The sequence below is a fragment of the Sphingopyxis yananensis genome (genome assembly GCF_020687785.1).
Classification (GTDB): Bacteria; Pseudomonadota; Alphaproteobacteria; order Sphingomonadales; family Sphingomonadaceae; genus Sphingopyxis; species Sphingopyxis yananensis.
On record NZ_JAJEWI010000008.1, the window covers coordinates 523,411 to 544,309 of the forward strand.

At 56.8% G+C, this 20,899-nt stretch carries 26 protein-coding genes; 15 read left to right on the forward strand and 11 right to left on the reverse strand.

The genetic code is table 11. The features are described from left to right. Positions 1-38: 38 nt before the first annotated feature. The 4 genes from pspC to LKO31_RS10635 all read right to left on the reverse strand — a co-directional run bounded on the left by pspC (position 39) and on the right by LKO31_RS10635 (position 1,695). The gene (pspC, locus tag LKO31_RS10620) at positions 39-419 is read right to left on the reverse strand and encodes an envelope stress response membrane protein PspC (RefSeq protein ID WP_227690499.1); all 381 of its coding nucleotides are present in this window, start codon (positions 417-419) and stop codon (positions 39-41) included. 1 nt (position 420) lies between these two features. Next, a complete protein-coding gene (pspB, locus tag LKO31_RS10625; RefSeq protein WP_227690500.1) occupies positions 421-705 on the reverse strand; it encodes an envelope stress response membrane protein PspB in 285 nt (94 codons plus the stop codon). 20 nt (positions 706-725) lie between these two features. Then, positions 726-1,406, reverse strand: coding sequence for a phage shock protein PspA (pspA, locus tag LKO31_RS10630; RefSeq protein ID WP_227690501.1), 681 nt, complete (start codon positions 1,404-1,406; stop codon positions 726-728). A gap of 118 nt (positions 1,407-1,524) precedes the next feature. Beyond that, complete coding sequence (locus tag LKO31_RS10635) at positions 1,525-1,695, reverse strand: hypothetical protein (RefSeq protein WP_227690502.1); 171 nt, start codon at positions 1,693-1,695, stop codon at positions 1,525-1,527. 171 nt (positions 1,696-1,866) lie between these two features. Between LKO31_RS10635 and pspF the strand changes: the two genes are divergently transcribed. After that, positions 1,867-2,937 carry a phage shock protein operon transcriptional activator gene (pspF, locus tag LKO31_RS10640; protein ID WP_227690503.1) on the forward strand — a complete coding sequence of 357 codons (1,071 nt, stop codon included), beginning with the start codon at positions 1,867-1,869 and terminating at the stop codon, positions 2,935-2,937. 79 nt (positions 2,938-3,016) lie between these two features. On the opposite strand, the gene LKO31_RS10645 is transcribed toward pspF, so the two are convergent. Then, on the reverse strand, positions 3,017-3,529 hold the full coding sequence (locus tag LKO31_RS10645; protein WP_227690504.1) for a hypothetical protein: 513 nt from the start codon (positions 3,527-3,529) through the stop codon (positions 3,017-3,019). 221 nt (positions 3,530-3,750) lie between these two features. Here LKO31_RS10645 and rplU point away from each other — a divergent pair, with 221 nt between their 5' ends. The 3 genes from rplU to LKO31_RS10660 all read left to right on the forward strand — a co-directional run bounded on the left by rplU (position 3,751) and on the right by LKO31_RS10660 (position 5,230). After that, entirely contained in the window at positions 3,751-4,047 is a 297-nt protein-coding gene (gene rplU / locus LKO31_RS10650) for a 50S ribosomal protein L21 (RefSeq protein ID WP_227690505.1), read from the forward strand. A gap of 67 nt (positions 4,048-4,114) precedes the next feature. After that, entirely contained in the window at positions 4,115-4,384 is a 270-nt protein-coding gene (gene rpmA / locus LKO31_RS10655; protein ID WP_227690506.1) for a 50S ribosomal protein L27, read from the forward strand. 237 nt (positions 4,385-4,621) lie between these two features. Next, positions 4,622-5,230 (forward strand): GNAT family N-acetyltransferase, encoded by a 609-nt coding sequence (locus tag LKO31_RS10660; protein WP_227690507.1) that lies wholly within the window; start codon positions 4,622-4,624, stop codon positions 5,228-5,230. Positions 5,231-5,339: 109 nt separating this feature from the next. Here the strand turns inward: LKO31_RS10660 and LKO31_RS10665 are convergent, their stop codons facing one another. Next, positions 5,340-5,912 carry a DUF937 domain-containing protein gene (locus LKO31_RS10665; RefSeq protein WP_227690508.1) on the reverse strand — a complete coding sequence of 191 codons (573 nt, stop codon included), beginning with the start codon at positions 5,910-5,912 and terminating at the stop codon, positions 5,340-5,342. 151 nt (positions 5,913-6,063) lie between these two features. On the opposite strand from LKO31_RS10665, the gene LKO31_RS10670 reads away from it, so the two are divergent. Next, a complete protein-coding gene (locus LKO31_RS10670) occupies positions 6,064-6,456 on the forward strand; it encodes a DUF3597 domain-containing protein (RefSeq protein WP_227690509.1) in 393 nt (130 codons plus the stop codon). Positions 6,457-6,553: 97 nt separating this feature from the next. Here LKO31_RS10670 and LKO31_RS10675 read toward each other — a convergent pair whose 3' ends face one another. Beyond that, positions 6,554-8,155, reverse strand: a complete 1,602-nt coding sequence (locus LKO31_RS10675; protein ID WP_227690510.1) for a phosphoenolpyruvate carboxykinase — start codon at positions 8,153-8,155, stop codon at positions 6,554-6,556. A 358-nt stretch (positions 8,156-8,513) separates the two neighbouring features. On the opposite strand from LKO31_RS10675, the gene LKO31_RS10680 reads away from it, so the two are divergent. From LKO31_RS10680 to LKO31_RS10720, 9 genes are all read left to right on the forward strand, one after another. Then, entirely contained in the window at positions 8,514-9,242 is a 729-nt protein-coding gene (locus tag LKO31_RS10680; protein ID WP_227690511.1) for a response regulator transcription factor, read from the forward strand. After that, positions 9,208-10,824 (forward strand): sensor histidine kinase, encoded by a 1,617-nt coding sequence (locus LKO31_RS10685; RefSeq protein ID WP_407699274.1) that lies wholly within the window; start codon positions 9,208-9,210, stop codon positions 10,822-10,824. The genes LKO31_RS10680 and LKO31_RS10685 overlap by 35 nt, the downstream gene beginning before the upstream one ends. 3 nt (positions 10,825-10,827) lie before the next feature. Then, positions 10,828-11,313, forward strand: a complete 486-nt coding sequence (locus LKO31_RS10690) for an HPr kinase/phosphorylase (protein ID WP_227690513.1) — start codon at positions 10,828-10,830, stop codon at positions 11,311-11,313. Further along, positions 11,310-12,278: an RNase adapter RapZ gene (gene rapZ, locus LKO31_RS10695; RefSeq protein WP_227690514.1), complete on the forward strand. Its 969-nt coding sequence runs from the start codon at positions 11,310-11,312 to the stop codon at positions 12,276-12,278. The genes LKO31_RS10690 and rapZ overlap by 4 nt, the downstream gene beginning before the upstream one ends. After that, complete coding sequence (locus LKO31_RS10700; RefSeq protein ID WP_227690515.1) at positions 12,265-12,690, forward strand: PTS sugar transporter subunit IIA; 426 nt, start codon at positions 12,265-12,267, stop codon at positions 12,688-12,690. The genes rapZ and LKO31_RS10700 overlap by 14 nt, the downstream gene beginning before the upstream one ends. After that, entirely contained in the window at positions 12,690-12,968 is a 279-nt protein-coding gene (locus tag LKO31_RS10705; protein ID WP_227690516.1) for an HPr family phosphocarrier protein, read from the forward strand. The genes LKO31_RS10700 and LKO31_RS10705 overlap by 1 nt, the downstream gene beginning before the upstream one ends. Before the next feature lie 7 nt (positions 12,969-12,975). Next, positions 12,976-13,842 carry a TrmH family RNA methyltransferase gene (locus LKO31_RS10710; RefSeq protein WP_407699275.1) on the forward strand — a complete coding sequence of 289 codons (867 nt, stop codon included), beginning with the start codon at positions 12,976-12,978 and terminating at the stop codon, positions 13,840-13,842. 212 nt (positions 13,843-14,054) lie between these two features. Beyond that, positions 14,055-14,789 carry an META domain-containing protein gene (locus tag LKO31_RS10715; RefSeq protein ID WP_227690517.1) on the forward strand — a complete coding sequence of 245 codons (735 nt, stop codon included), beginning with the start codon at positions 14,055-14,057 and terminating at the stop codon, positions 14,787-14,789. 107 nt (positions 14,790-14,896) lie between these two features. Next, the gene (locus LKO31_RS10720; RefSeq protein WP_227690518.1) at positions 14,897-15,331 is read left to right on the forward strand and encodes an META domain-containing protein; all 435 of its coding nucleotides are present in this window, start codon (positions 14,897-14,899) and stop codon (positions 15,329-15,331) included. 147 nt (positions 15,332-15,478) lie between these two features. Here the strand turns inward: LKO31_RS10720 and rmuC are convergent, their stop codons facing one another. The 4 genes from rmuC to LKO31_RS10740 all read right to left on the reverse strand — a co-directional run bounded on the left by rmuC (position 15,479) and on the right by LKO31_RS10740 (position 18,796). Further along, complete coding sequence (gene rmuC / locus LKO31_RS10725; protein ID WP_227690519.1) at positions 15,479-16,987, reverse strand: DNA recombination protein RmuC; 1,509 nt, start codon at positions 16,985-16,987, stop codon at positions 15,479-15,481. Positions 16,988-17,106: 119 nt separating this feature from the next. Beyond that, positions 17,107-17,733 (reverse strand): hypothetical protein, encoded by a 627-nt coding sequence (locus tag LKO31_RS10730; protein WP_227690520.1) that lies wholly within the window; start codon positions 17,731-17,733, stop codon positions 17,107-17,109. Positions 17,734-17,794: 61 nt separating this feature from the next. Next, on the reverse strand, positions 17,795-18,274 hold the full coding sequence (locus LKO31_RS10735; protein ID WP_227690521.1) for a vgr related protein: 480 nt from the start codon (positions 18,272-18,274) through the stop codon (positions 17,795-17,797). Positions 18,275-18,289: 15 nt separating this feature from the next. After that, on the reverse strand, positions 18,290-18,796 hold the full coding sequence (locus LKO31_RS10740) for a copper chaperone PCu(A)C (RefSeq protein ID WP_227690522.1): 507 nt from the start codon (positions 18,794-18,796) through the stop codon (positions 18,290-18,292). Between the two features lie 167 nt (positions 18,797-18,963). On the opposite strand from LKO31_RS10740, the gene dnaK reads away from it, so the two are divergent. Continuing rightward, positions 18,964-20,862 carry a molecular chaperone DnaK gene (gene dnaK, locus LKO31_RS10745; RefSeq protein WP_227690523.1) on the forward strand — a complete coding sequence of 633 codons (1,899 nt, stop codon included), beginning with the start codon at positions 18,964-18,966 and terminating at the stop codon, positions 20,860-20,862. The last annotated feature ends 37 nt before the right edge of the window (positions 20,863-20,899 follow it).

Consider the following 20,899-nt stretch of genomic DNA (forward strand, 5'->3'; position numbering starts at 1 on the left):
ATCCTGCGGTGTTCGACCTGATATTGCGCCAGTTGCCCTTAGCGCAGCGCCTCAATTTCATCGGCCAGACGGCGATTATCGCTGGTGTAGAAATTCTCGATATCGCCCAAGCGGCGGTCCATATCGCGAAAGCGTGACCGGATATCGCGGGCGCTGGTGCTGGGGTTTTTGCGCACACCTTGCCAGAATTTCTGTTCATCCGCTGAATGATATAGTTCCACCGGCTTGTTCTGGCCCATCCATGCGATCATCATATAAGCGATGACCGTCCACGGAAAACCGCCCATCAACGTCAGCAAGATCGCACCAATGCGAACCCACAAAACATCAACGCCGCTATAATCAGCAATGCCTGCACAGACACCGCTCATCTTGCCATTGGCGCGATCAAGGTAAAATTTCGTACGACGCGCAGTCATGTCAGTTTCTCCGATTGTTGATGCGCTGTTCAAATTGATCCAGCATGGCCGAGCTATGGTCTTCCGATGGCTGGAAATGCGGATTGTCTGCTTTGACGATGCGCTCGACCGTGTGCAGGCGGGCTTCCAAACGGCGGGCTGTTTCGTACAGGTCATCCAGCAAGCGTTCGTCTTCGCCCGTCAGGGTCTGCGTCTGACGCCATTTGGTCAGATAATGCAGGATCAGCCACGGCAGACCCAGAAACAAGGTGCCCATCACCACAGGGACGATGATAATTTCTGACATAATCTCTATCCCTACTTTCTCTATTCGCCGGTGCCCGTTTGGCTGTGATTCTGGGCGGCTTTCAATTCGGCCAATTCATCAGCGACGCGCTCGGCAGCTTGTAATTCCGCCAATTCTTCTTCCAACGACTTGCCGCGTCCCATCGACATGGCGTCCGCACGGCCCTGCGCAGCGTCAACACGGCGTTCCAATTCCTCGAAGCGCGAAAAAGCATCTTCGACACGGTCGCCATTGGTCATTTCCCGCATGCGATACAGATTTTCTGCGCTTTCCATGCGATTGGCAATATGGCTTTGACGGCTGCGGGCGTCGCTCAGCTTTTGTTGCAGCTTGGCAATGTCGGCTTCATATCCGCCCAACACTTCGTCAAGCTGTGCTACCTCGGTCCGCAGGCGATCCGCCATATCGCTGGCCTTGCGCTTTTCGATCAAGGCTGCGGTGGCCAAATCTTCACGATTCTTGGACAAAGCCAATTCGGCTTTTTCTTTCCAATCCGTCTGTAGCGCATCCAATTTGGCGATGTGACGGCGCATTTCCTTTTGATCGGCAATGGCCCGTGCCGCCGAAGAGCGCACTTCGACCAAGGTTTCGTTCATTTCAAAAATAATCTGGCGGATCATCCGCGCCGGATCTTCCGACCGATCCAACAGATCGGAGAAGTTGGCAGCGATAATATCGCGGGTCCGGGAAAAAATACCCATTCATCTGCTCCAATAACTATCATCAGCAAGAGAAACCCTGTTCAGGGAAAAACCATGGTGCCGAAGCATGCAAGGGGGAAGAGGGCCCCGGCACCATGGACGGTTCGACATCAGCCCATCAAATAATATGGCCTGCCGTCAAAGTGGATGTGACGGGAATGATGCCCAAATCTGGTAGATCAACTTGGCTATTGGCCCATTGAGTCGGGCTTAATGCGCCAACCAAAATGGTCATGGCACCCAAGGCCGTCAGCAACGAACCGCTCAGCGAAGCTATCATCATACCCATCGTCTTACCCTTCCTGATCTTTTCATGGTCTGTCCCGACCATTTGCCAACAGCATTGCAGGAGGCGTGCCAAATGAAAAATTTCCCGGTTTTTCGCGCATTTTTTTCTTGCGACGCGCCGTGGCAAAAAAGAATTGTTGCTATTTAACGGGAAATATTCCCAATATTTGGCATGGAACATGAAACGCAGTTCATCGGCCAATCTGCCACCTTCCAAGATATGGTGGACCGCACCAGCTTGGCGTCGGTGCTGGACCGCCCCGTTTTGGTGATTGGGGAACGCGGCACCGGCAAGGAACTGATTGCCGAACGCTTGCACCGCCTGTCCCAGCGGTGGGACAAGCCCTATATTATCATGAACTGCGCCGCCCTGCCCGAAACCCTGATCGAGGCAGAATTATTTGGCCATGAAGCAGGCGCCTTCACCGGTGCCACCAAAAGCCGCGCTGGCCGATTTGAAGAAGCGGACGGCGGCACCTTATTTCTGGACGAATTGGCCACCTTGTCCACAGCGGCGCAAGAAAGGCTGCTGCGCGCCATCGAATATGGCGAAGTAACCCGCGTCGGCGCATCCCGCCCCATTCGCGTCGATGTTCGCATTGTCGCGGCCACTAACGAACATTTGCCCGCCTTGGTCGAGCAAAATCGATTCCGTGCCGATTTGCTGGACCGTTTATCCTTTGAGGTGATCACCCTGCCGCCGCTGCGGGCGCGGGAGGGGGATATAGAGGTGCTCGCCAATTATTTTGGCGGACGCATGGCCGCGGAATTGGGGTGGCACGACTGGCCCGGATACAGCCCCCGCGTCATGGCCCAATTCGAAGGCTATGACTGGCCGGGCAATGTGCGGGAATTGCGCAACGTCGTGGAACGCGCCGTTTACCGTTGGGACAATGCGCGCCAGCCGATTGACCAAATCACCTTCGACCCCTTTGCCAGCCCATGGCAACCCCGAACCAGCAAGCCTCCGTTCGATAGCGCGCCATCTGGCACCATCAGCCCCGCTACAGCCACGTCCGCCGCCAGCGAGTCAACCGCAACCACGCCGCTACTTCCGCCCGCTGCGCCGCCGCCGTCCACCGACGGACGCATTGATTTGCGCGCCATCGTCGATGCTTATGAAAAAAATATTCTGGCAGAAGCCATGGCACGGTGCCGCTACAATCAAAAAATCGCCGCCGAGGCACTTGGCCTCAGCTATGATCAGATTCGCCACGCCTTGAAAAAACATGGACTAAACTAGCCCCGCGCTATTGCTCCGCCCCCAGCCCTAACCGCAATCTTTTTACAGGCGCACAATAAGGCCGCAACGAACCCCTATGCTATTTCAAACTCGCATTCAGCGATTCTAGGATCGCTTGCTGGGCGCTATCCGCCTCCAACATCCGCTCCCGCAGGGCGTAAACTTCGGGCATACCGTCAAATTCTTCAGCAGCGCTGCGTTCCAAATATAATTTATCCAGCTCGGCTATCGCGTCGGTCAAGGGGGCACGCGCCGCCATCAAGCGCGAAATCGCCTGCTGGGCCACCACCCACGCCTCGCTGGCCTGTGCCGCCCCATTGGCTGCACCAACCAAGCGTACAGCATCGCCCCGCTGCGCGGAAAATTGGCTCTGCGCCTTGATTAACGCCGCATCCCAGCGCGCCAACCGCTCCCCCAATGCCGCAGGCAACGCACCGGGCGGCGCGACTGGTACCGGCTGCACCGGAACATCGAATCGCCCTTCATAAGGACGCTTCGCCAAAGACGGTGCCACGGCGCTTTGGGTGCTGCCACAGGCTGTCAACGGTAAAACCGCCAACAAAGTGATAAGAAAAGGGGCGCGCTTCATCATGACTCCTGATATGGGACGGCATCGAAGGCAACAAGCCCCGAATCGGCATAGCTGGAAATGCACGCGATGAAGCGATTGTTCGCTTGATATCGCGGGCATATGCGGTTGACAGCATCACTTCCAGCAGGTAGTGGCGCGGTCTTTCCCGTAGGCTGGAAGAATCAACTGCTTCGGCGGCTGGCTGGTAACGCGGGCAACTAGTTTTGATTGGATGGAAGACCATGTTCGCAATCGTGCGCACGGGCGGCAAACAGTATCGCGTCGCCGCTGGAGACAAGATCGCTGTTGAAAAGATCAACGGTGAAGCTGGCGACACTGTGTCGCTTGGCGATATTCTGCTGGCCGGTGACGGCGGTGAAGTGAAAGACGCAAGCGGCATCGCCGTTTCGGCTGAAATCATCGCTCAAACGCGCGGCGAAAAGGTCATCGTTTTCAAAAAGCGTCGCCGCCACAATTACCGTCGCCGCAACGGCCATCGTCAGTCGCTGACGCTGCTGCGCATCGTTTCGGTTGGCTAAAACGCGTTTGAGGGCCCCAGCGCGGCAACGCAGCTCGGCCTTCTGAACAAATTTAAGGAGTATAGTCATGGCACATAAAAAAGCAGGCGGTTCATCGCGTAACGGTCGCGACTCAGCCGGTCGTCGCCTTGGCGTTAAGAAGTTTGGTGGCCAAGAAGTCATTGGCGGTAACATTATCGTGCGTCAACGTGGCACCCGCGTATATCCGGGCGTCAATGTTGGCATTGGCAAGGACCACACGCTGTTCGCCGTCGCTGATGGCCGCGTGCGCTTCCATGACGGTAAACTCGGCCGCAAATATGTGTCGGTCGACGTGATGGCCGAAGCCGCCGAATAAGGACGATTCACTTGGGTCGTCCTATCAAGGGATGACCCGGAATTATCCTTTTCGCATCAGGCGAAAAATAGTTCGAAAGAGGGAGACGGGTCACCCCCAGTCTCCCTTTTTTCTTGTCAAAATTCCTGACCACAGGTTGTCCGGCGCGAAGAAAGGCATTTCCTCTCCCTCCATCTTGATTGTCGTCAAAGCGTCATCTGTTGGCGCCAAGGGGACTTTCCATTGGGAGTTATGATTATGTTTGCGCGTACCGAAAGATTGTTGCTGCGGCCCGGTTGGGCCGAAGATGCCGCCGCTTTGCACCAAGTGATTTCTGACGAGATGATCGTCCGCAATCTCGCCACCGCTCCTTGGCCTTATCAGCCATCGGATGCCGACATGTTTTTGCAACGCTGGACCGAAGGCGTCGACAGCCGATTCGTGATGGTTCAACGGACCGCGTCCACGCCGCGGCTGATTGGCTGCATCTCGCTGGACCCGCAAGCGGATGGCACACCAGAACTTGGCTATTGGATTGCCCGTCCCTATTGGGGGCTGGGCTTTGCGACCGAGGCTGGCCGTCACATGGTGGAATTGGCCAAAACATTAGGCCATCGCCAGATCAAAGCGTCGCATTTTGTGGACAACCCTGCATCGGGCGCTGTTCTGCGCAAATTGGGCTTCCGCGCCACCGGCCAGCGCAGCCAACGCTATAGCGCGGCGCGGGGCACATATGTCGCTGCGGTCGATTATATTCATGATCTGGGCCACGGCCCCGTGGATGCTGACCCCAATCTTCCATCGGCCATGCGATGCACCCGCTGGCCCCATGATAAACGCGAAGGGTGGCGCTTGCACGCAGCCTAGGTCCGGCCCTGCCTAGCCTAACTGCGCAACCATAGCCGCCGCTCCCACAAAAAAGACCGTGCCACCGGATGGCGCGGTCTTTTTTTTGCGCAGGGCGTTCCGCCCAATGTTATTTGCGGAATTTCGCGGCCATGCCCAAAATATCATCCAAGGGGTTGCCGTCGCCATTGCGGTCCAGCATCTTGCCCAGCCCGCCCAAGGCCCCGCCGCCGGACGAAGCACCACTAGCGCCGCCCATCAGGCCCCCAAGCAAGCCGCCCAAACCGCCCGCACTGCTACCGCCCGCTGCGCCGCCTTGCTTGGCCAAATATCCCGCCACCATCATGCTGAGAATCGGTAACATTTTCTTGAGCAGGCCGCTATCCAGTCCCGTCGAAGTGGCCGCATTGCCTGCCACTTGGCGGCTGACGTCTTTGCTGCCGAAAATCTCCCCCAAAATATCATTGCCCTTGTCGACGGGTGTGGGGCCAGAACCCAAAACCGAATCCAGCAAGCCGCCGCCGCCTAATTGGCCGATTAAACCGCCCAGTGCACCCCCGCCGGTGCCGCCCTTTTGAAAACCCTCCAAAATCGAAGGAAGAAGCGCGGCTGCGCCCTGCTTGGCCGTATCGGGCGACACACCCAATTGCTGGGCCAAAGCATCAATGCCGCCCACTTGGGTCAAAATATCCGTCGGGTTCATAGCTATATTCCTTCCACGCGTGATTCTGGGGAGCGAATGGTCTGCACAGGCATTGTACAGAAGCAAGACGGCAAAGACGCATGAAAATGCGACCAATGCCGTCCCTCACCCCATGCCAAGCTTTATGGCATCCAGTGAACGGGAGATGAAAATGGGAATTTTCAGTTCGATCAAGGAAAAAATCTTCGGCAAAAAGGACGCTGCACCCGCCGCAGCCAGCCCCGCACCTACGGCACCAGTTGCACCCGCAGCCTCCGCCCCGGCCGCGCCATCCACCCCTGCTTCGGTCAGCACAGTCGATGTCGAAGAAAATCTAAAGCATATGGCCGCCGGGAAAGATTTGAACTGGCGTACATCGATTGTCGATCTGATGAAGCTGCTGGGCATCGACCCCAGCCTCGACAATCGCAAGGAACTGGCCCGCGAACTGGGTTATACGGGCGAATTAAACGGCAGCGCGGAAATGAACATCTGGCTGCACAAGGCAGTGATGCGCGAATTGGCCGCTAATGGCGGCGTTGTGCCCGCCGACCTGATCGACTGACCTTCGAACTATAAATTGGGTTCACAAAAGCGGTGGACATGAAAAAGGGGGCGCAGTCACTGCGCCCCCTTTTCTATTTCGAAACCCTGTGCAGGGATTAAGCGGTTTGCGCCACGCGCGGAGCCGATTGGCGAACTCCTTCGTCAACATGTTCTTCGAACTGCGCGAAATTATCCACAAATTGCTGAGCCAGCGTTTGCGCGGTGCGGTCATAGGCCGCGCCATCAGCCCATGCAGCGCGTGGATCGAGGATCTTGCTGTCCACACCGGCAACGGCCGTGGGATATTCAAAGCCAAAGTTCGGGTCGGTCTTGAATTCCGCATTGTTCAGGCTGCCGTCGAGTGCGGCATTGAGCAAAGCGCGGGTTGCCTTGATGGGCATACGACTGATGCCGTCCATCGTCGCCATGCCGCCGGTCCAACCAGTGTTGACCAACCAGCATTGCACGCCGCCCTTGGCGATGCGTTCCTTCAGCAAATTGCCGTAAACCGATGGGTGGCGCGGCATGAACGGCGCACCAAAGCAGGTCGAGAAGGTCGCTTCGGGTTCGGTCACGCCAATTTCCGTACCCGCCACACGCGCGGTATAGCCCGACAAGAAGTGATACATCGCCTGATCTGGCGTCAGCTTGGCGATCGGAGGCAAAACGCCATAAGCGTCAGCGGTCAGGAAAATGATCGTCTGGGGCACAGGGCCCAGATTCTGTTCCGACGTGTTCGGAATGAAGTCGATGGGATAAGAACCACGGCTGTTTTCAGCCAGACTATTATCGTCAAAGTCCAATTCGCGGGTCGCAGGGTCGATCACCACATTTTCCAGCACCGTGCCGAAACGCTTGGTGGTGGCGAAAATTTCAGGCTCTGCTTCTGGCGACAGACGGATCATCTTCGCATAGCAGCCGCCTTCGAAGTTGAACACGGCGGTATCCGACCAGCCATGTTCATCATCACCGATCAACGTGCGCGACGCATCAGCCGACAATGTGGTCTTGCCCGTGCCGGACAGGCCAAAGAAGACAGCCGTGTCGCCCTTGGGACCAATATTGGCCGAGCAGTGCATGGGCATCACGCCCTTGACGGGCAGCAGATAGTTCAAGATGCCAAACACCGACTTCTTCATTTCGCCAGCATAAGCCGTGCCGCCAATCAGAACCAGTTTTTCGCTGAAGTTCACAGCCACAACGGTTTCGCTGCGCGTACCATGCTTGGCAGGATCGGCGCGGAAGCTTGGCAGATCGATGATGGTATATTCCGCCGCAAAGGCTGCCAGTTCTTCCGCCGTTGGGCGGCACAGCAGCGTGCGGATGAATTGGCTGTGCCATGCAAATTCGGTGACAACCTGCACCGACACGCGATGCTCAGGCTGCGAACCGCCGAACAATTGCTGGCGATACAGACGTTCACGGCCCTGAAGATGGGCATAGAAATCCGCCTTCAGCGCAGCGAAATGCTCTGGCGTCATGGGAACATTGGTCTTGCCCCACCAAATGGTGTCACGGGTTTCATCGTCCTGAACGATGAACTTGTCTTTGGCGCTGCGGCCCGTATGCTTGCCGGTCGAAACCACCAGTGGGCCGTCCTTGGCCAACAGGCCTTCACCGTTGCGAATAGCGTCTTCGACCAATTGCGATGTGCCCAGATTTTCTGCGACAGTGGCGGATGTTTCCACTGTATCCGAGCCGATGATAATCTGTGTCATGCGTTTGACTTTCCCTATCCCGTGCGGCCACCGCATACCTATGCAATAGATTATGTCGTAATCCAATCCGCATATGGGCGCGAAAAAGATGGGTGGCGGCGATTCCGAAATCTTGGCCGCGTTAGCGGCGGCGGGCAGATAGGTCAAAAGCTATTCCACCATTTTGTCATCAAATTGACGCTTAGCCTTCAATAAAGCGACGCCATCAGCAAACAACGCCGCTGCGCCTACGCAGTTGCCGCCATGCTTTTGTCAGGTTAAACACGTCAATATTGCAACTCTTGCGCTCGATATAGTTAGGTAGCTAAGGATTTTTGTGCCAATTGGCCTTTCATCCATGCGTCAAATCAGGATTTCTATGGCATCGACAATCGACCGACAGGCCAGCATCGCATTGGTGGATGACGACCGGAATATCCTTCAATCCCTTTCCATCGCCCTGCAAGCCGAAGGATTTGCGACGCGTGTCTATTCCGACGGGGAAGCCGCGCTGAAACCCTTAATCGACAATCCGCCGGATTTGGCGATTTTCGACGTCAAAATGCCGCGCATGGATGGACTGGAATTGCTGCGCCGCCTGCGCGAAAAAAGCCAATTGCCGGTCATTTTCCTGACCAGCAAAGATGATGAGATTGACGAGGCGCTGGGGCTGGCGATGGGCGCGGATGATTATATCGCCAAACCCTTTTCCCAGCGATTGGTCATCGCCCGCATCCGTGCCATTTTACGGCGTGTCGACCTGAACCGCACCGAACAAAATCCGGACGATGAACCTGTCGCGGACCCCATCACGCGCGGCCGCCTGACGATGGACCCCGCGCGGCACAAGGTGACATGGGACGGCAAAGACGTGACCTTGACCGTCACCGAATTTTTGATTTTGGAATCCTTGGCCGCTCGCCCCGGTGTGGTGCGCAGCCGCAATCAATTGATGGACGCCGCCTATCAAGACGATGTCTATATCGATGATCGCACCATCGACAGTCACATCAAAAGATTGCGCCGCAAATTCCGCGAGGTCGACCCCGAATTTGACGGCATAGCTACTCTTTATGGCGCAGGATATCGTTTCTCCGATGAAAACTAAGATTCGCTCCATCGAGCCACTGAACATCCGGCCCAATTGGTCGCTGCGCTGGTCGCTGACATCGCGCATTTTGGCGGTCAATATTTTGGCTTTGGCGCTGTTGCTGGGCGGATTTTATTATCTGGACGGCTACCGCGCCCGCATGGTGGACAGCAGCATCATCACCATGGAAAGCCAGTTGCATTTGCTGGAAAAGGCGCTGGAATCCGCGCGGCCCGAAGAAGTAGACAAGCTGGTCAGCGAATTTACGCAGGAAACCCGATCTCGGCTCCGCCTTTATGACACCAATGGCGACCTTAGCTATGACAGTTTTCGCCATGCCCCGCCGACCTACACGCTGCGCGACCCCGATTTGCAGGCTTGGCAGCGGGATGCCGCGCGGGCGATGGATCGCGGCATAGACTGGATTGTTGGCGCAAAAATCTATCCTGATTTTTCAGAACCAGCCACCGACAAAGCGCAAAGCTGGCCAGAAGTGATGGAGGTGTTGCACGGCGCGAAATATGCCACCCGTGTCCGCTATGCCCCAGAACGCACCCCGATCATCAGCACCGTTCGCATGTTAAATGCCGAGGTTCCGCAGGTTATGTTGATGACCATCAACGACCGCGAAATCACCCGCACGGTGCGCGCAGAACGATTCCGCGCGGGCTTGGTGCTGGCGTTGGTGCTGATCAGCTCCATTGGCCTGTCGCTGTTTTTGGCACGCCGCATTGTGCATCCACTGCGCCAATTGGCCCGCGCCGCCGTGGCAGTGCGGTTGGGCCGTGAACGCGGCGTAGAGGTTCCGCGCCTGCCCGACCGCAAGGACGAAATTGGCACCTTGGCCCGCGCCATTTCCGACATGACGCACACGCTGCGCGAACGCATTGACGCTGGCGAACATTTTGCCGCCGATGTGACACATGAATTGAAAAACCCCATCGCGTCCTTGCGGTCGGCCATCGAAGGCCTAGGCAATGTCAAAACCGACGAACATCGCGCCCAATTGCTGTCCATCGCCGAAGAAGATGTGCTGCGCCTCGATCGCTTGGTAACGGATATCAGTGACGCCAGCCGCATTGACGCCCAATTGTCGCGCACGCATTTTGAACCCATTGATCTGGGCTTGATGATCGAACAAATGCTCGCCAGCCGCAGCTTGCGCAAGGACGACAGCGTCCCCCATCCGCGCATTGCCTTTGCCCGCCCGCGCAAGGAAACCACCATTGTTATGGGCGATGGTCATCGTCTGGAACGGGCCTTGGACAATATCATCGACAATGCGGTCAGCTTTTCCCCCAATGATGGCTTGGTTTGCATTGCCGCCACCTTGGTGGGGCGCGAAGTGCAAATTCGGGTCGAAGATGACGGGCCCGGCATTGACCCCGCGCAGCGCGAAGAAGTCTTCCGCCGTTTCCACAGCGTGCGCGGCGATGATGCTGATTTTGGCCGGCACAGCGGCCTTGGCCTGGCGATTGCGCGGACCATCATCGAAGGCCATGGCGGCACCATCAGCGTGCAAGACCGCGAAGATGGCGCACGCGGGGCCTGCCTATTGATCGGCTTGCCCGCCCGCGCCCCTGCTGTTACCAGCGCATGACACGTGCCCGATAATCCCGACACCAATATTTTCCACACGCCGCCGCTGGCCAATATTCACGCGAGCTGCGTGGCCATGCCCGCGCCGAGCGGCGCATGGCTGGGTATATTGCTGCTGGGGCCATCGGGCGTAGGAAAATCAGATCTTGCCTTGCGGCTGATCGATCGGGGAGCGATGCTGGTGGCGGACGACCGCTGTGATATTTGGCATGATGGGGACAATTTATGGGCCAGCGCGCCCAAAATATTGGCCGGAATGCTGGAAGTGCGCGGGCTGGGCGTTCTGCCCCACGCCTTTTTGCCGTCGGTCTCGCTTTCCCTCGCGGTTTCGTTACAATCGGGTTATGATCGATTTCCTATGGACCGTATGCACAGCCTTGTTGCGGGTCATCCCCTGCCGTCCATGACCCTTGATCCTTTTGAAATATCGGCACCGATCAAGGTCGCCTTGGCGTTGCAACATCACGCCAGCTTGGGGGCTCAGCCATGATACAGCAATGCCCCAATTCGCGTTTCCTGTTGGTCAGCGGCTTGTCGGGTGCAGGCAAATCCACCGCGCTCAAGGCATTGGAAGATTTGGGCTGGGAAGTGGTCGACAACCTGCCCCTGCCGCTGCTGCGCGCCCTGATCGATTCCCCTGTCAAAGCCAGCGATGCCGACCGCCCCATTGCTGTCGGCATCGACAGCCGCAGCCGTGGTTTCGACCCGCAATTGCTGGTCAAACAAATCCAAGAATTAAACGCCGCTGGCCGCCGCAATGTCGAAACCTTATTTGTTGATTGCGCGGGCGCCGAATTGGAACGGCGTTTTTCGGAAACCCGCCGCCGCCATCCCTTGGCGGATGATCGCCCCGCCGCTGATGGAATCGCCCGCGAATGGGACTTGATGGAACCGCTGCGCCGCTGGGCCGAACATAAAATCGACACCACCAATTTCAGCAGCAACGACCTGCAACAGGAAATCCGCCATCGTTTTGCCGACAGCGCGCAGCACGAACCTGTGCTGAATGTCATGAGCTTTGGCTTTGCGCGCGGCCTGCCCCGCAATGCCGATTTGGTATTTGATATGCGCTATTTGCAAAACCCGCATTGGGTTCCGGCGCTTCGTCCAGGCAGCGGGCTGGACCCCTCGGTCGCGGCCTATGTAGCGGCAGACCCCGCCTATGACAGCACCGTGTCCCAAATCGAGCATTTGCTGCTGGAATTGCTCCCCCGCTATCAGGCCGAAGGCAAAAGCTATGTCACCATTGCTGTTGGTTGCACCGGCGGGCGGCACCGTTCGGTCCATGTGGCCGACCGCCTCACAAAAACTCTACGCGCAGCGGGCCATGACCCATTGTTAACACACCGCGATCTTGACTCCTCCCCGCAAGATGCGCTTGAGGGCAAACCCCCTTCCGCATCCCCTGTTATGAACAAGAAAGACATAAGGTCTGCACAGCATGCCCAACGATAAGAGCCTGCCCCTTCTTGGTTTGGTCCTCGTGACCCATGGTCAATTGGCCGCTGAAATGGTGACAGCGATGGAGCATGTGGTGGGGCCACAACGATCCATCGCGACCGTCTGCATCGGCCCCAACGACAATATGGAAACGCGCCGCAATGAAATTGCGCAGGCCATTCGCAATGTCGATGGCGGGCGCGGTGTCATCATGCTGACGGACTTATTTGGCGGCACCCCGTCCAATTTGGCGATCAGCCTGTTGGATGCCGGCAAAACCGAAGTCATCGCGGGCGTGAATCTACCCATGTTGATTCGCTTGGAATCCGCCCGCAAGACATTGGACCTTCATGCCGCCGCTTTGGCGGCCAAAGAAGCGGGCCAAAAATATATATCTGTCGCGTCTGAAATGTTGGGAATGGGTTGATGAACATATGCAGTGAAACCGTTGAAATCACCAATCAGCGCGGTCTGCACGCGCGCGCCAGTGCAAAATTCGTTACCTTTGTCAGCCGCCTGCCCGACGGTGTCGCCGTCGAAGTGGAAAAAGGCGGCACCAGCGTTTCCGGTACGTCCATCATGGGCCTGATGATGCTCGGCGCTGCCAAAGGCGACAGTATCACCATCCACACCAAGGGCGACGGCGCCGAAGAAGCCATGCTGAAATTGGTCGGCTTGGTAAAGGACAGCTTCGGCGAAGACTGAGTATCTGATGAATTTTTCTTCCGACAAACATGCTGACACACACGCAGACAAACACAGGGGCCAGCGGTCGCTGATCGAAAGCCTGTCCAACCCATTGGTTAAGCGCATGCGCTTGCTGCGGGAAAAGCGACATCGCAAGGCCGAAGGCTTGTTCTTGGCCGAAGGGTTGCGCATCGCGACCGAAGCCCGCGAAGCTGGCATTTTGCCGCACTGGCTGTTCTTGTCCGAGGACAGCATGGGCCACCCCTTGGTTCAAGCCATGGTGGACGCTGTCCTACGCAATGGCGGCGAGGTCATCGACACCACGCCTGCCGTCTTGTCGAAATTGTCGGGCAAGGACAATCCGCAAACCATCGTCGGCATTTATCCCGAACCGCGCCCCAAATTGTCGGATATTGACCGCACATCGGCCCCCATTTGGCTGGTCGCAGAACGTCTGCGCGACCCCGGAAATTTGGGCACCATCTTGCGCACCGGCGACGCGGTGGGCGCAGGCGGCTTGATTTTGCTGGACGAATCCACCGACCCATATGCCGTCGAAACCGTCCGGGCCAGCATGGGCGCCATTTTCACCCAGCAATTGGTACAGGCCCGCTGGGACGAGTTTTTACCATGGCTGCGCCAAGGCGAAGGCCAGTTAGTGGCGACATGGCTGGGCGATGATACTGTCGATTATCAGGCCGTTTCCTATCAAGCGCCGACCTTCATCCTGATCGGCAATGAATCGCAGGGAATGCCCGCAGACTATGCCGCCGCCGCCGATGTGCGCGTGAAAATGCCGATGATGGGCAAGGCTGACAGCTTAAACGCCGCCGTCGCTGCCGCCGTCATGGCCTATGAAGTGCTAAACCAAAATCGCCGCACGGAGGCGTAAATTCTTCACGCCTTGCGGTGTCTTCACGCATCGCTGTGAACACCACAATCTTGGTCTGACCGCTGGCCCTTTGGTTCATTTGGTCAGGCCAAAACCCATACCAATATGGACCATGTCCGTTCATCCCCCTGCCATCACCGACCCTTCATAAGGGGGATTGAACCGCTATAGTCTGGCGGCAAACGCATTTCCTGTGACGGACGGAGGGTGATATGTCCAAACTCTATGCGGCAACAACAGCCGCAGCACTTTCGTTGATATTGTCAGGCTGCGCGTCCACCGATAGCGCGCTCAGGGGCCCCAGCACGCCAAACACGCCGGCGGCCCCCAGCACCGACTATCAAGCATCCGGCAATGAACCCGGCTGGCGGCTGGCGATCAGCGACAATCAGATTCACTATATTGGCGATTATGGCGAAACGGACATTCGCCAAGCCATTGACAACAAACGCGAACAAGCGGGCCGCACATCCTATGACACAGCGCGTCTATCCATTGTTATCGACCATAAAATTTGCAGCGATTCGATGGTCGAGCGCCAATATCAGGACAGCGTGAGCGTGACGGCAGACGGAAAAACCGTGACGGGCTGCGGCGGCGCGGTGATAGCTCCGACAAGCTTGAACGGCACGTCGTGGCAGATTGAACATATATCGGGGGCCGCCGTCCTGCCCGATATCCCGACCCATATCGCCTTTGCCGACGGACGCATCAGCGGAACGGCAGGCTGCAACCGCCTGATGGGCAGCTTCACCCAGTCCGCCGACAATTTGGCCTTTGGCAGCGTGGCCTCCACCCGTATGGCCTGTCCGCCAGCGCAAATGGAACAGGAACACAGCTTGATCGCCGCCTTGGAACAGGTCCGCCGATGGGACTTTTCCACCGATGGGCGGTTGCTGCTGCGCGGTGATGCGGGCGAATTGGTACGGCTGCGCCAAACCTTCTGATCGGCTTCCAGTGCCGGAACACGCCATTCACCGCTGATTTCGGGCACGGAACCAACTTTGGCCGTGCCCGTTAAACGGCACAGTTGGGGGACATTTGGAGAATGATTTTGAAAAAATATCTTCCTGTCATCGCTGGCGCGTCGGCCCTGTTGTTGGGCGCCTGTTCGGCCATGGACAATGGTGACGTCGAAACCACCCCACCAGCGGCATATCAGGTCGAGGGCGGAACCTTTAAGATATTGTCGGTCAACGGCAAGCCAGCCATCCGGGGCGTGGACGCCGATATCCGCTTTGAAGGCGGCCGAATCAGCGGCACCGCCGGTTGTAACCGTTTGAACGGTGGCTTCAGCCAGTCGGGCAATGTGTTGACCATTTCCGGCGTAGCCGTGACCATGATGGCCTGCCCGCCAGCGCAAATGGCGCAAGAACGTGACAGCCTAGCCATACTGGAAAGCGGCGCGACGGTGATGCGTCACAGCGACGGCCGCGTGGAAATTCGCGGTCCCAAGGGCGGGGTTTTGGAACTGAGCCGGAAATTCTAATCCATCCCATTCCGTTGATCAGCCAGATCGACAAGAAGGCGGGCCGTGTTATCACGCCCGCCTTCTTCTTTTTTCGCTCTTATCGTCGTACCGTTTGAAACACAGCCCCGACTTACATTCGCCGTAAACAGGTGGGCCTTTGCCGCCTCACTCCCCCGATGGCTGCTCTGCCTCAACCATTAATTTTGTTAGCGGACGGCTTTGCTGATCCACCGTGGCCAGCGCGGCAATATCTTTGTCCCCCGTTTCAATGTCCAATGCTTCAAAACGGCGCGCCTGTGTCAGGACCTGACTCTCAAAGCTGCCGACAAAGCTATTATATCCGTTAATCGCGCCTTCCAGCCCCTTGCCAACCTTGGCGACATGATTGCCCATCGTCACCATACGGGCGTATAATTCCTTGCCCAGCGCGGCAATTTCGCGCGCCTGACCCGCCAGCTTTTCCTGCCGCCAAACCGCCGCTACGGTGCGGGCAATAGCGATTAAGTTTGTCGGCGTCGCCAACAACACTTTGCGGTCAAAGGCATAATCCCACAGGCTGGGGTCTTGGTCCAAAGCGGCCGCCAGAAAATGTTCGCCCGGCACGAACATCACCACATAATCCGGCGTGTCAGCAAATTGGTTCCAATAGCTTTTCCCACCCAACCCGTTGACATGCGCCTTCATCGCCGCAGCATGGGCCGCCAAGTGGACTGATTTTTCACCATCATCCACCGCGCCAAAGGCGTCTTGATAGGCGTTGAGCGAGACCTTGGCATCAATCACCAGATTCTGGCCACCCGGCACCCGCACGATGACATCCGGCCGCAAACGCCCGCCCTCCCCGTCATTCACGCTGACTTCGGTTTGGAAATCGGCATGTTCCGACAAGCCGCAGCTTTCCAAAACATTGCGCAATTGCTGTTCGCCCCAACGCCCCCGTGCTTTGGGTGCGTTGCGCAGGGCGTTGACCAATTTCGCCGCCTCGCTCGACACACGTTCGGTGCCCTCGCGCATCGATTGGATTTGGCCTTGCAACAAACCAAAAGCATCGCGCCGTTCGGCCTCCACCTTTTGCACGGCTTCTTCATATTTGGTCAGTCGGTCGTTGACGGGGGCCAATAAGGCTTTCAGATTCTGACCCGAATGTTCCTCGCTTTGACGAAAGCGTTCGTCCGCCCGTTCCAGAAAATCTTTCTGCGCCTTTTCCAACAAAACTTGCCCGACCTGCTGAAACTGGGTGGTGAGCGCCGCCTGCGCGTCCTGCAATTGCTGGACCTGCGCGGCATGGGCTTTGTCCCGTTCGCTTTGTTCGGCATGAAAGGCCGCAAGCTGTCGTTCGGCCCGTTCCCGCGCTTCGGCTTGTTGCTGGCTTTCGTGGGTGGCCAATTGCAAGCGCGCGATCAACTCTTCGCGCTGCTGGGCCATCCCCTGATTCGCCGCCAAATATTTTTCTGCTTCCAACCGCGCATCGACCGCCGCCGTGCGTTCGCTCGTCAGTTGCGATTCGGCCTGCGACACCGCATCGGATTTGGCCGCCAAATCGGCAATCGCACTGCGAAAACGTTCATTCAGCGCATCTTTCTGCGCCTTTAACGCCCCCATTTGTCGACCCGCGACCAACCAACCGAGCAACGCGCCCATAACCAATGCGACAAAAGATATGATCCATTCCATGATCAGAACATAGTATGAACATCATCCCATTGCATAGGATATATTTTCAAACGGGGGCATCGCATGAACGCCCCCGCAGATTTTCGGATGATATAAGCCCTTGGCGGGCCACAGCAGCTTTATTGGGCGGATGGTGCCGCCGCCGCTGGCGCTGCGGCCGGAACCACAGGATCAGCGTTGATGACATCAGCAGGGCGATTGGCCAGACGATAGCTAATATCTTCGTCCAAAAATGCCTTTACGCCCGACCCCGCTGGAATCGTTGCACTGGTGCCAGTGGTCAAAAACCCAGCAATAGGCAGCAAAGCCACCGCCGCAACGACGCCGCCAGTTCCGGTCACGCCTTTGTCGTCAAAGGTGCCAGTCAGGCGGATATGCCGGTCGCCCACGCGCACCGACAAGATGCGTGCCGCAATATAGCCCGATTTGCCCCACATGCCTTTGTTGCGAACTTCCGTAATTTCGCCAATTGCCGGTGATCCAACGGGAATGACGGTCACACCATTGGCCGAAATATTGCTCGCCACTTCCAGTTGCACACGTTGTCCAACCCGAAGCTGTTTTTTCTTGGTGGTCAATTCCTCGCGGACCGACAATGGAATTTCGGTGCCCGACCGCAAAATACCGACATTGTTTTCGGCAACTGGCGCAGCAACCAGAACGGCTGGCGCAGGTGACTGTAAAAGCTGTGCATCGTCGCCCCCTGCGACAGACGCAACAAGAGCCAGCATAGAAATAAGTGACATGATTCCCCCTGTGTCAAAATGACACCACAGGAATTAGTCAGGCTTTTTCAAAAATCCACATCTAAATGACGGGATGAAACGGAAGTATTTTACTATAGGACGCAAGACTTGGCGCACCCGCAATAACAATGCCTTGTTTTAGCAACCAATAGTGGCGCACAATTTCCGCCTGCTGCTCCAAACCATAGCGGGACAGGGGCCAACCCGGCTTTAGACTGTAATGATAACGCGCCCATGGGTGGCGCATCAGCACCAAATACCAGCGGCCCCGTGTCTGGGTCTGCCAAATATGCACCATTTCATGGATGAACAGGCCTTGGAAAGACTGGGACGCCATGGAAAAATCATCACAATATATTCCGCCATGGGGGTGAAAATGCATCCACCCCATGGGGGCCATAACCACGCGTTTGGGTTGAAAAAATATCCATTTATGATGGCATATCCGCACCCGTGTATAATCAATGGCATCGCCAAAGACGCTGCGGGCCAAGGCGATTTCGCCTTGGGTTAGGTGACGCGGCAGTGGTTTCTGGGCCAAATCAATTGGCCCAGATCAATGTTTCATGCCCTCATGCGATGGCGGCAAGGGCACGTCACCCTCTCCAGCTTCTGCGCCCGCAGCCGGTTTGATCACCATATCAAACAAAATACGGTCATTATTATTGTTGGTGAATAAAAATTGCATGGGCAATTTGCCAGCGCGCACGGCTGCGCCATTTATGCCCCAAATCATCAGATGCTTACCGCCTTGCTTGAACACCAACTCGCCCTTGGCGGGCACATCGGCGGCATCCAATTCTTCCATCGTCAGCACACCATTTTCTTTTTTGGTTTCATGCATTTCCACGCGCTGCGCCAAATCGGCGGTCACCGCCACCAATTGCACCGGCTGTGGCCCGCCTTGAACCCGGAAATATCCCACCGCCGGACCATCGGGCGCAGCGGGCATAACGATATGGCCACTGACAACATTCAGTGGTTTTTCAGCGACTTTTGCTTCGTTGCAACCGGTCAGCATCGCCGCCGAAGCGACCACAGCGAACAGGGGAAGATATTTCATATCGCGATGCTCCGTCCATCAAGCAGGGTGTAATGGAAACTAGATAAGCGGTTAAAACCCTTGTGCCAAGGCAAAGCGCACCTATATCGCGCCCATCAACCCCAGGTTGGGGCCCATGACCGGCGTGCCTGTTCAGGGCGCCATGTGAATATGAGGACTTTTGGAATATGGCTAAAGTGATCGGGATTGACCTCGGCACCACGAACAGCTGCGTCGCGGTGATGGAAGGCGGCAAACCCAAGGTTATTGAGAATGTCGAAGGCACGCGTACCACGCCTTCGACCGTTGCCTTTGCCAAGGACGGCGAGCGCCTGATCGGCCAGCCTGCCAAACGCCAGGCGGTAACCAATCCCGAAAATACAATTTTTGCTGTGAAGCGCCTGATTGGTCGCCGTTTCGACGATGCCTTGACCAAGAAGGATATGGAACTGGTTCCCTATAACATCGTCAAAGGCAATAATGGCGATGCGTGGGTGAAGGCTGGCGGCGAAGATTATTCGCCCAGCCAGATCAGCGCGTTCATCCTGCAAAAGATGAAGGAAACGGCCGAAGCCTATTTGGGTGAAACCGTGACCCAAGCCGTGATCACCGTTCCCGCTTATTTCAACGACGCCCAGCGTCAGGCCACCAAGGACGCCGGCAAAATTGCGGGTCTGGAAGTGCTGCGTATCATCAACGAGCCCACCGCTGCGGCGCTGAGCTATGGCCTTGATAAGTCGGAAAATAAGACCATCGCCGTCTATGACCTTGGCGGCGGCACCTTTGACATCTCGATCCTGGAAGTGGGTGACGGCGTCTTTGAAGTGAAGTCAACCAACGGCGACACTTTCTTGGGCGGTGAAGATTTCGACACCAAGGTTGTGGAATTTTTGGCCGACACCTTCAAGAAAGACGAAGGCATTGACCTGCGCGGTGACAAGCTGGCGCTGCAACGTCTGAAGGAAGCGGCGGAAAAGGCCAAGATCGAACTGTCGACGGCCCAATCGACCGAAGTCAACCTGCCATTCATCACCGCCGACGCCAGCGGTCCAAAGCATTTGGTGAAAACCATCACCCGTGCGGACTTGGAAAAGCTGGTCGAAGATTTGGTGAAGCGCACGCTGGAACCTTGCCGCAAGGCGATCAAGGACGCCGGCGTATCGCAAAGCGAAATCGACGAAGTGGTGCTGGTTGGCGGCATGACCCGTATGCCCCGCGTTCGCGAAGTCGTGAAAGAATTTTTCGGCAAGGAACCACATACCGGTGTGAACCCTGACGAAGTGGTGGCCATTGGTGCAGCCATTCAGGCTGGCGTATTGCAGGGCGACGTCAAGGATGTTCTCCTTCTCGACGTGACCCCGCTGTCGCTGGGTATTGAAACGCTGGGCGGTATCATGACCAAGATGATCGACCGCAACACGACCATCCCGACCAAAAAGAGCCAAGTCTATTCGACCGCTGATGACAATCAGTCGGCTGTGACCATCCGCGTGTTCCAAGGTGAACGCGAAATGGCACAGGATAACAAGATGCTGGGCCAATTTGATCTGGTTGGTATTCCGCCCGCACCGCGCGGCGTGCCACAAATTGAAGTGACCTTTGACATTGATGCCAACGGCATTGTGTCGGTTCATGCCAAGGATAAGGGCACGGGCAAGGAACAGCAGATCAAAATCCAAGCGTCGGGCGGTCTGAACGATGATGACATCGAACAGATGGTCAAGGATGCCGAGCGTTTCGCTGAAGAAGATAAGCAGCGCCGCGAAGCCGCCGAAGCCAAGAATAACGCCGAAAGCTTGATCCACAGCACCGAAAACCAATTGCGCGAGCATGGGGACAAGGTGGACGCTGGTCTGAAGTCGGAAATCGAAGCGGCTGTTGCCGAAGCGAAAACCGCGGTCGAAGGCGGCGATGTGGCAGCCATGAATGACAAGTCCCAAGCCTTGGCACAGGTGGCCATGAAGCTGGGTCAGGCCATTTATGAAAAGGAACAGCAAGCGGCTGCGTCGCCAGAAGGCGATGCACCCAAGGCTGACGAAGACGTCGTCGACGCCGAATTCTCGGAAGTCGAAGACGACAAGAAGTAAGACTGAAAAACTCGGACCGCTGCCCTGACCTCGGGGC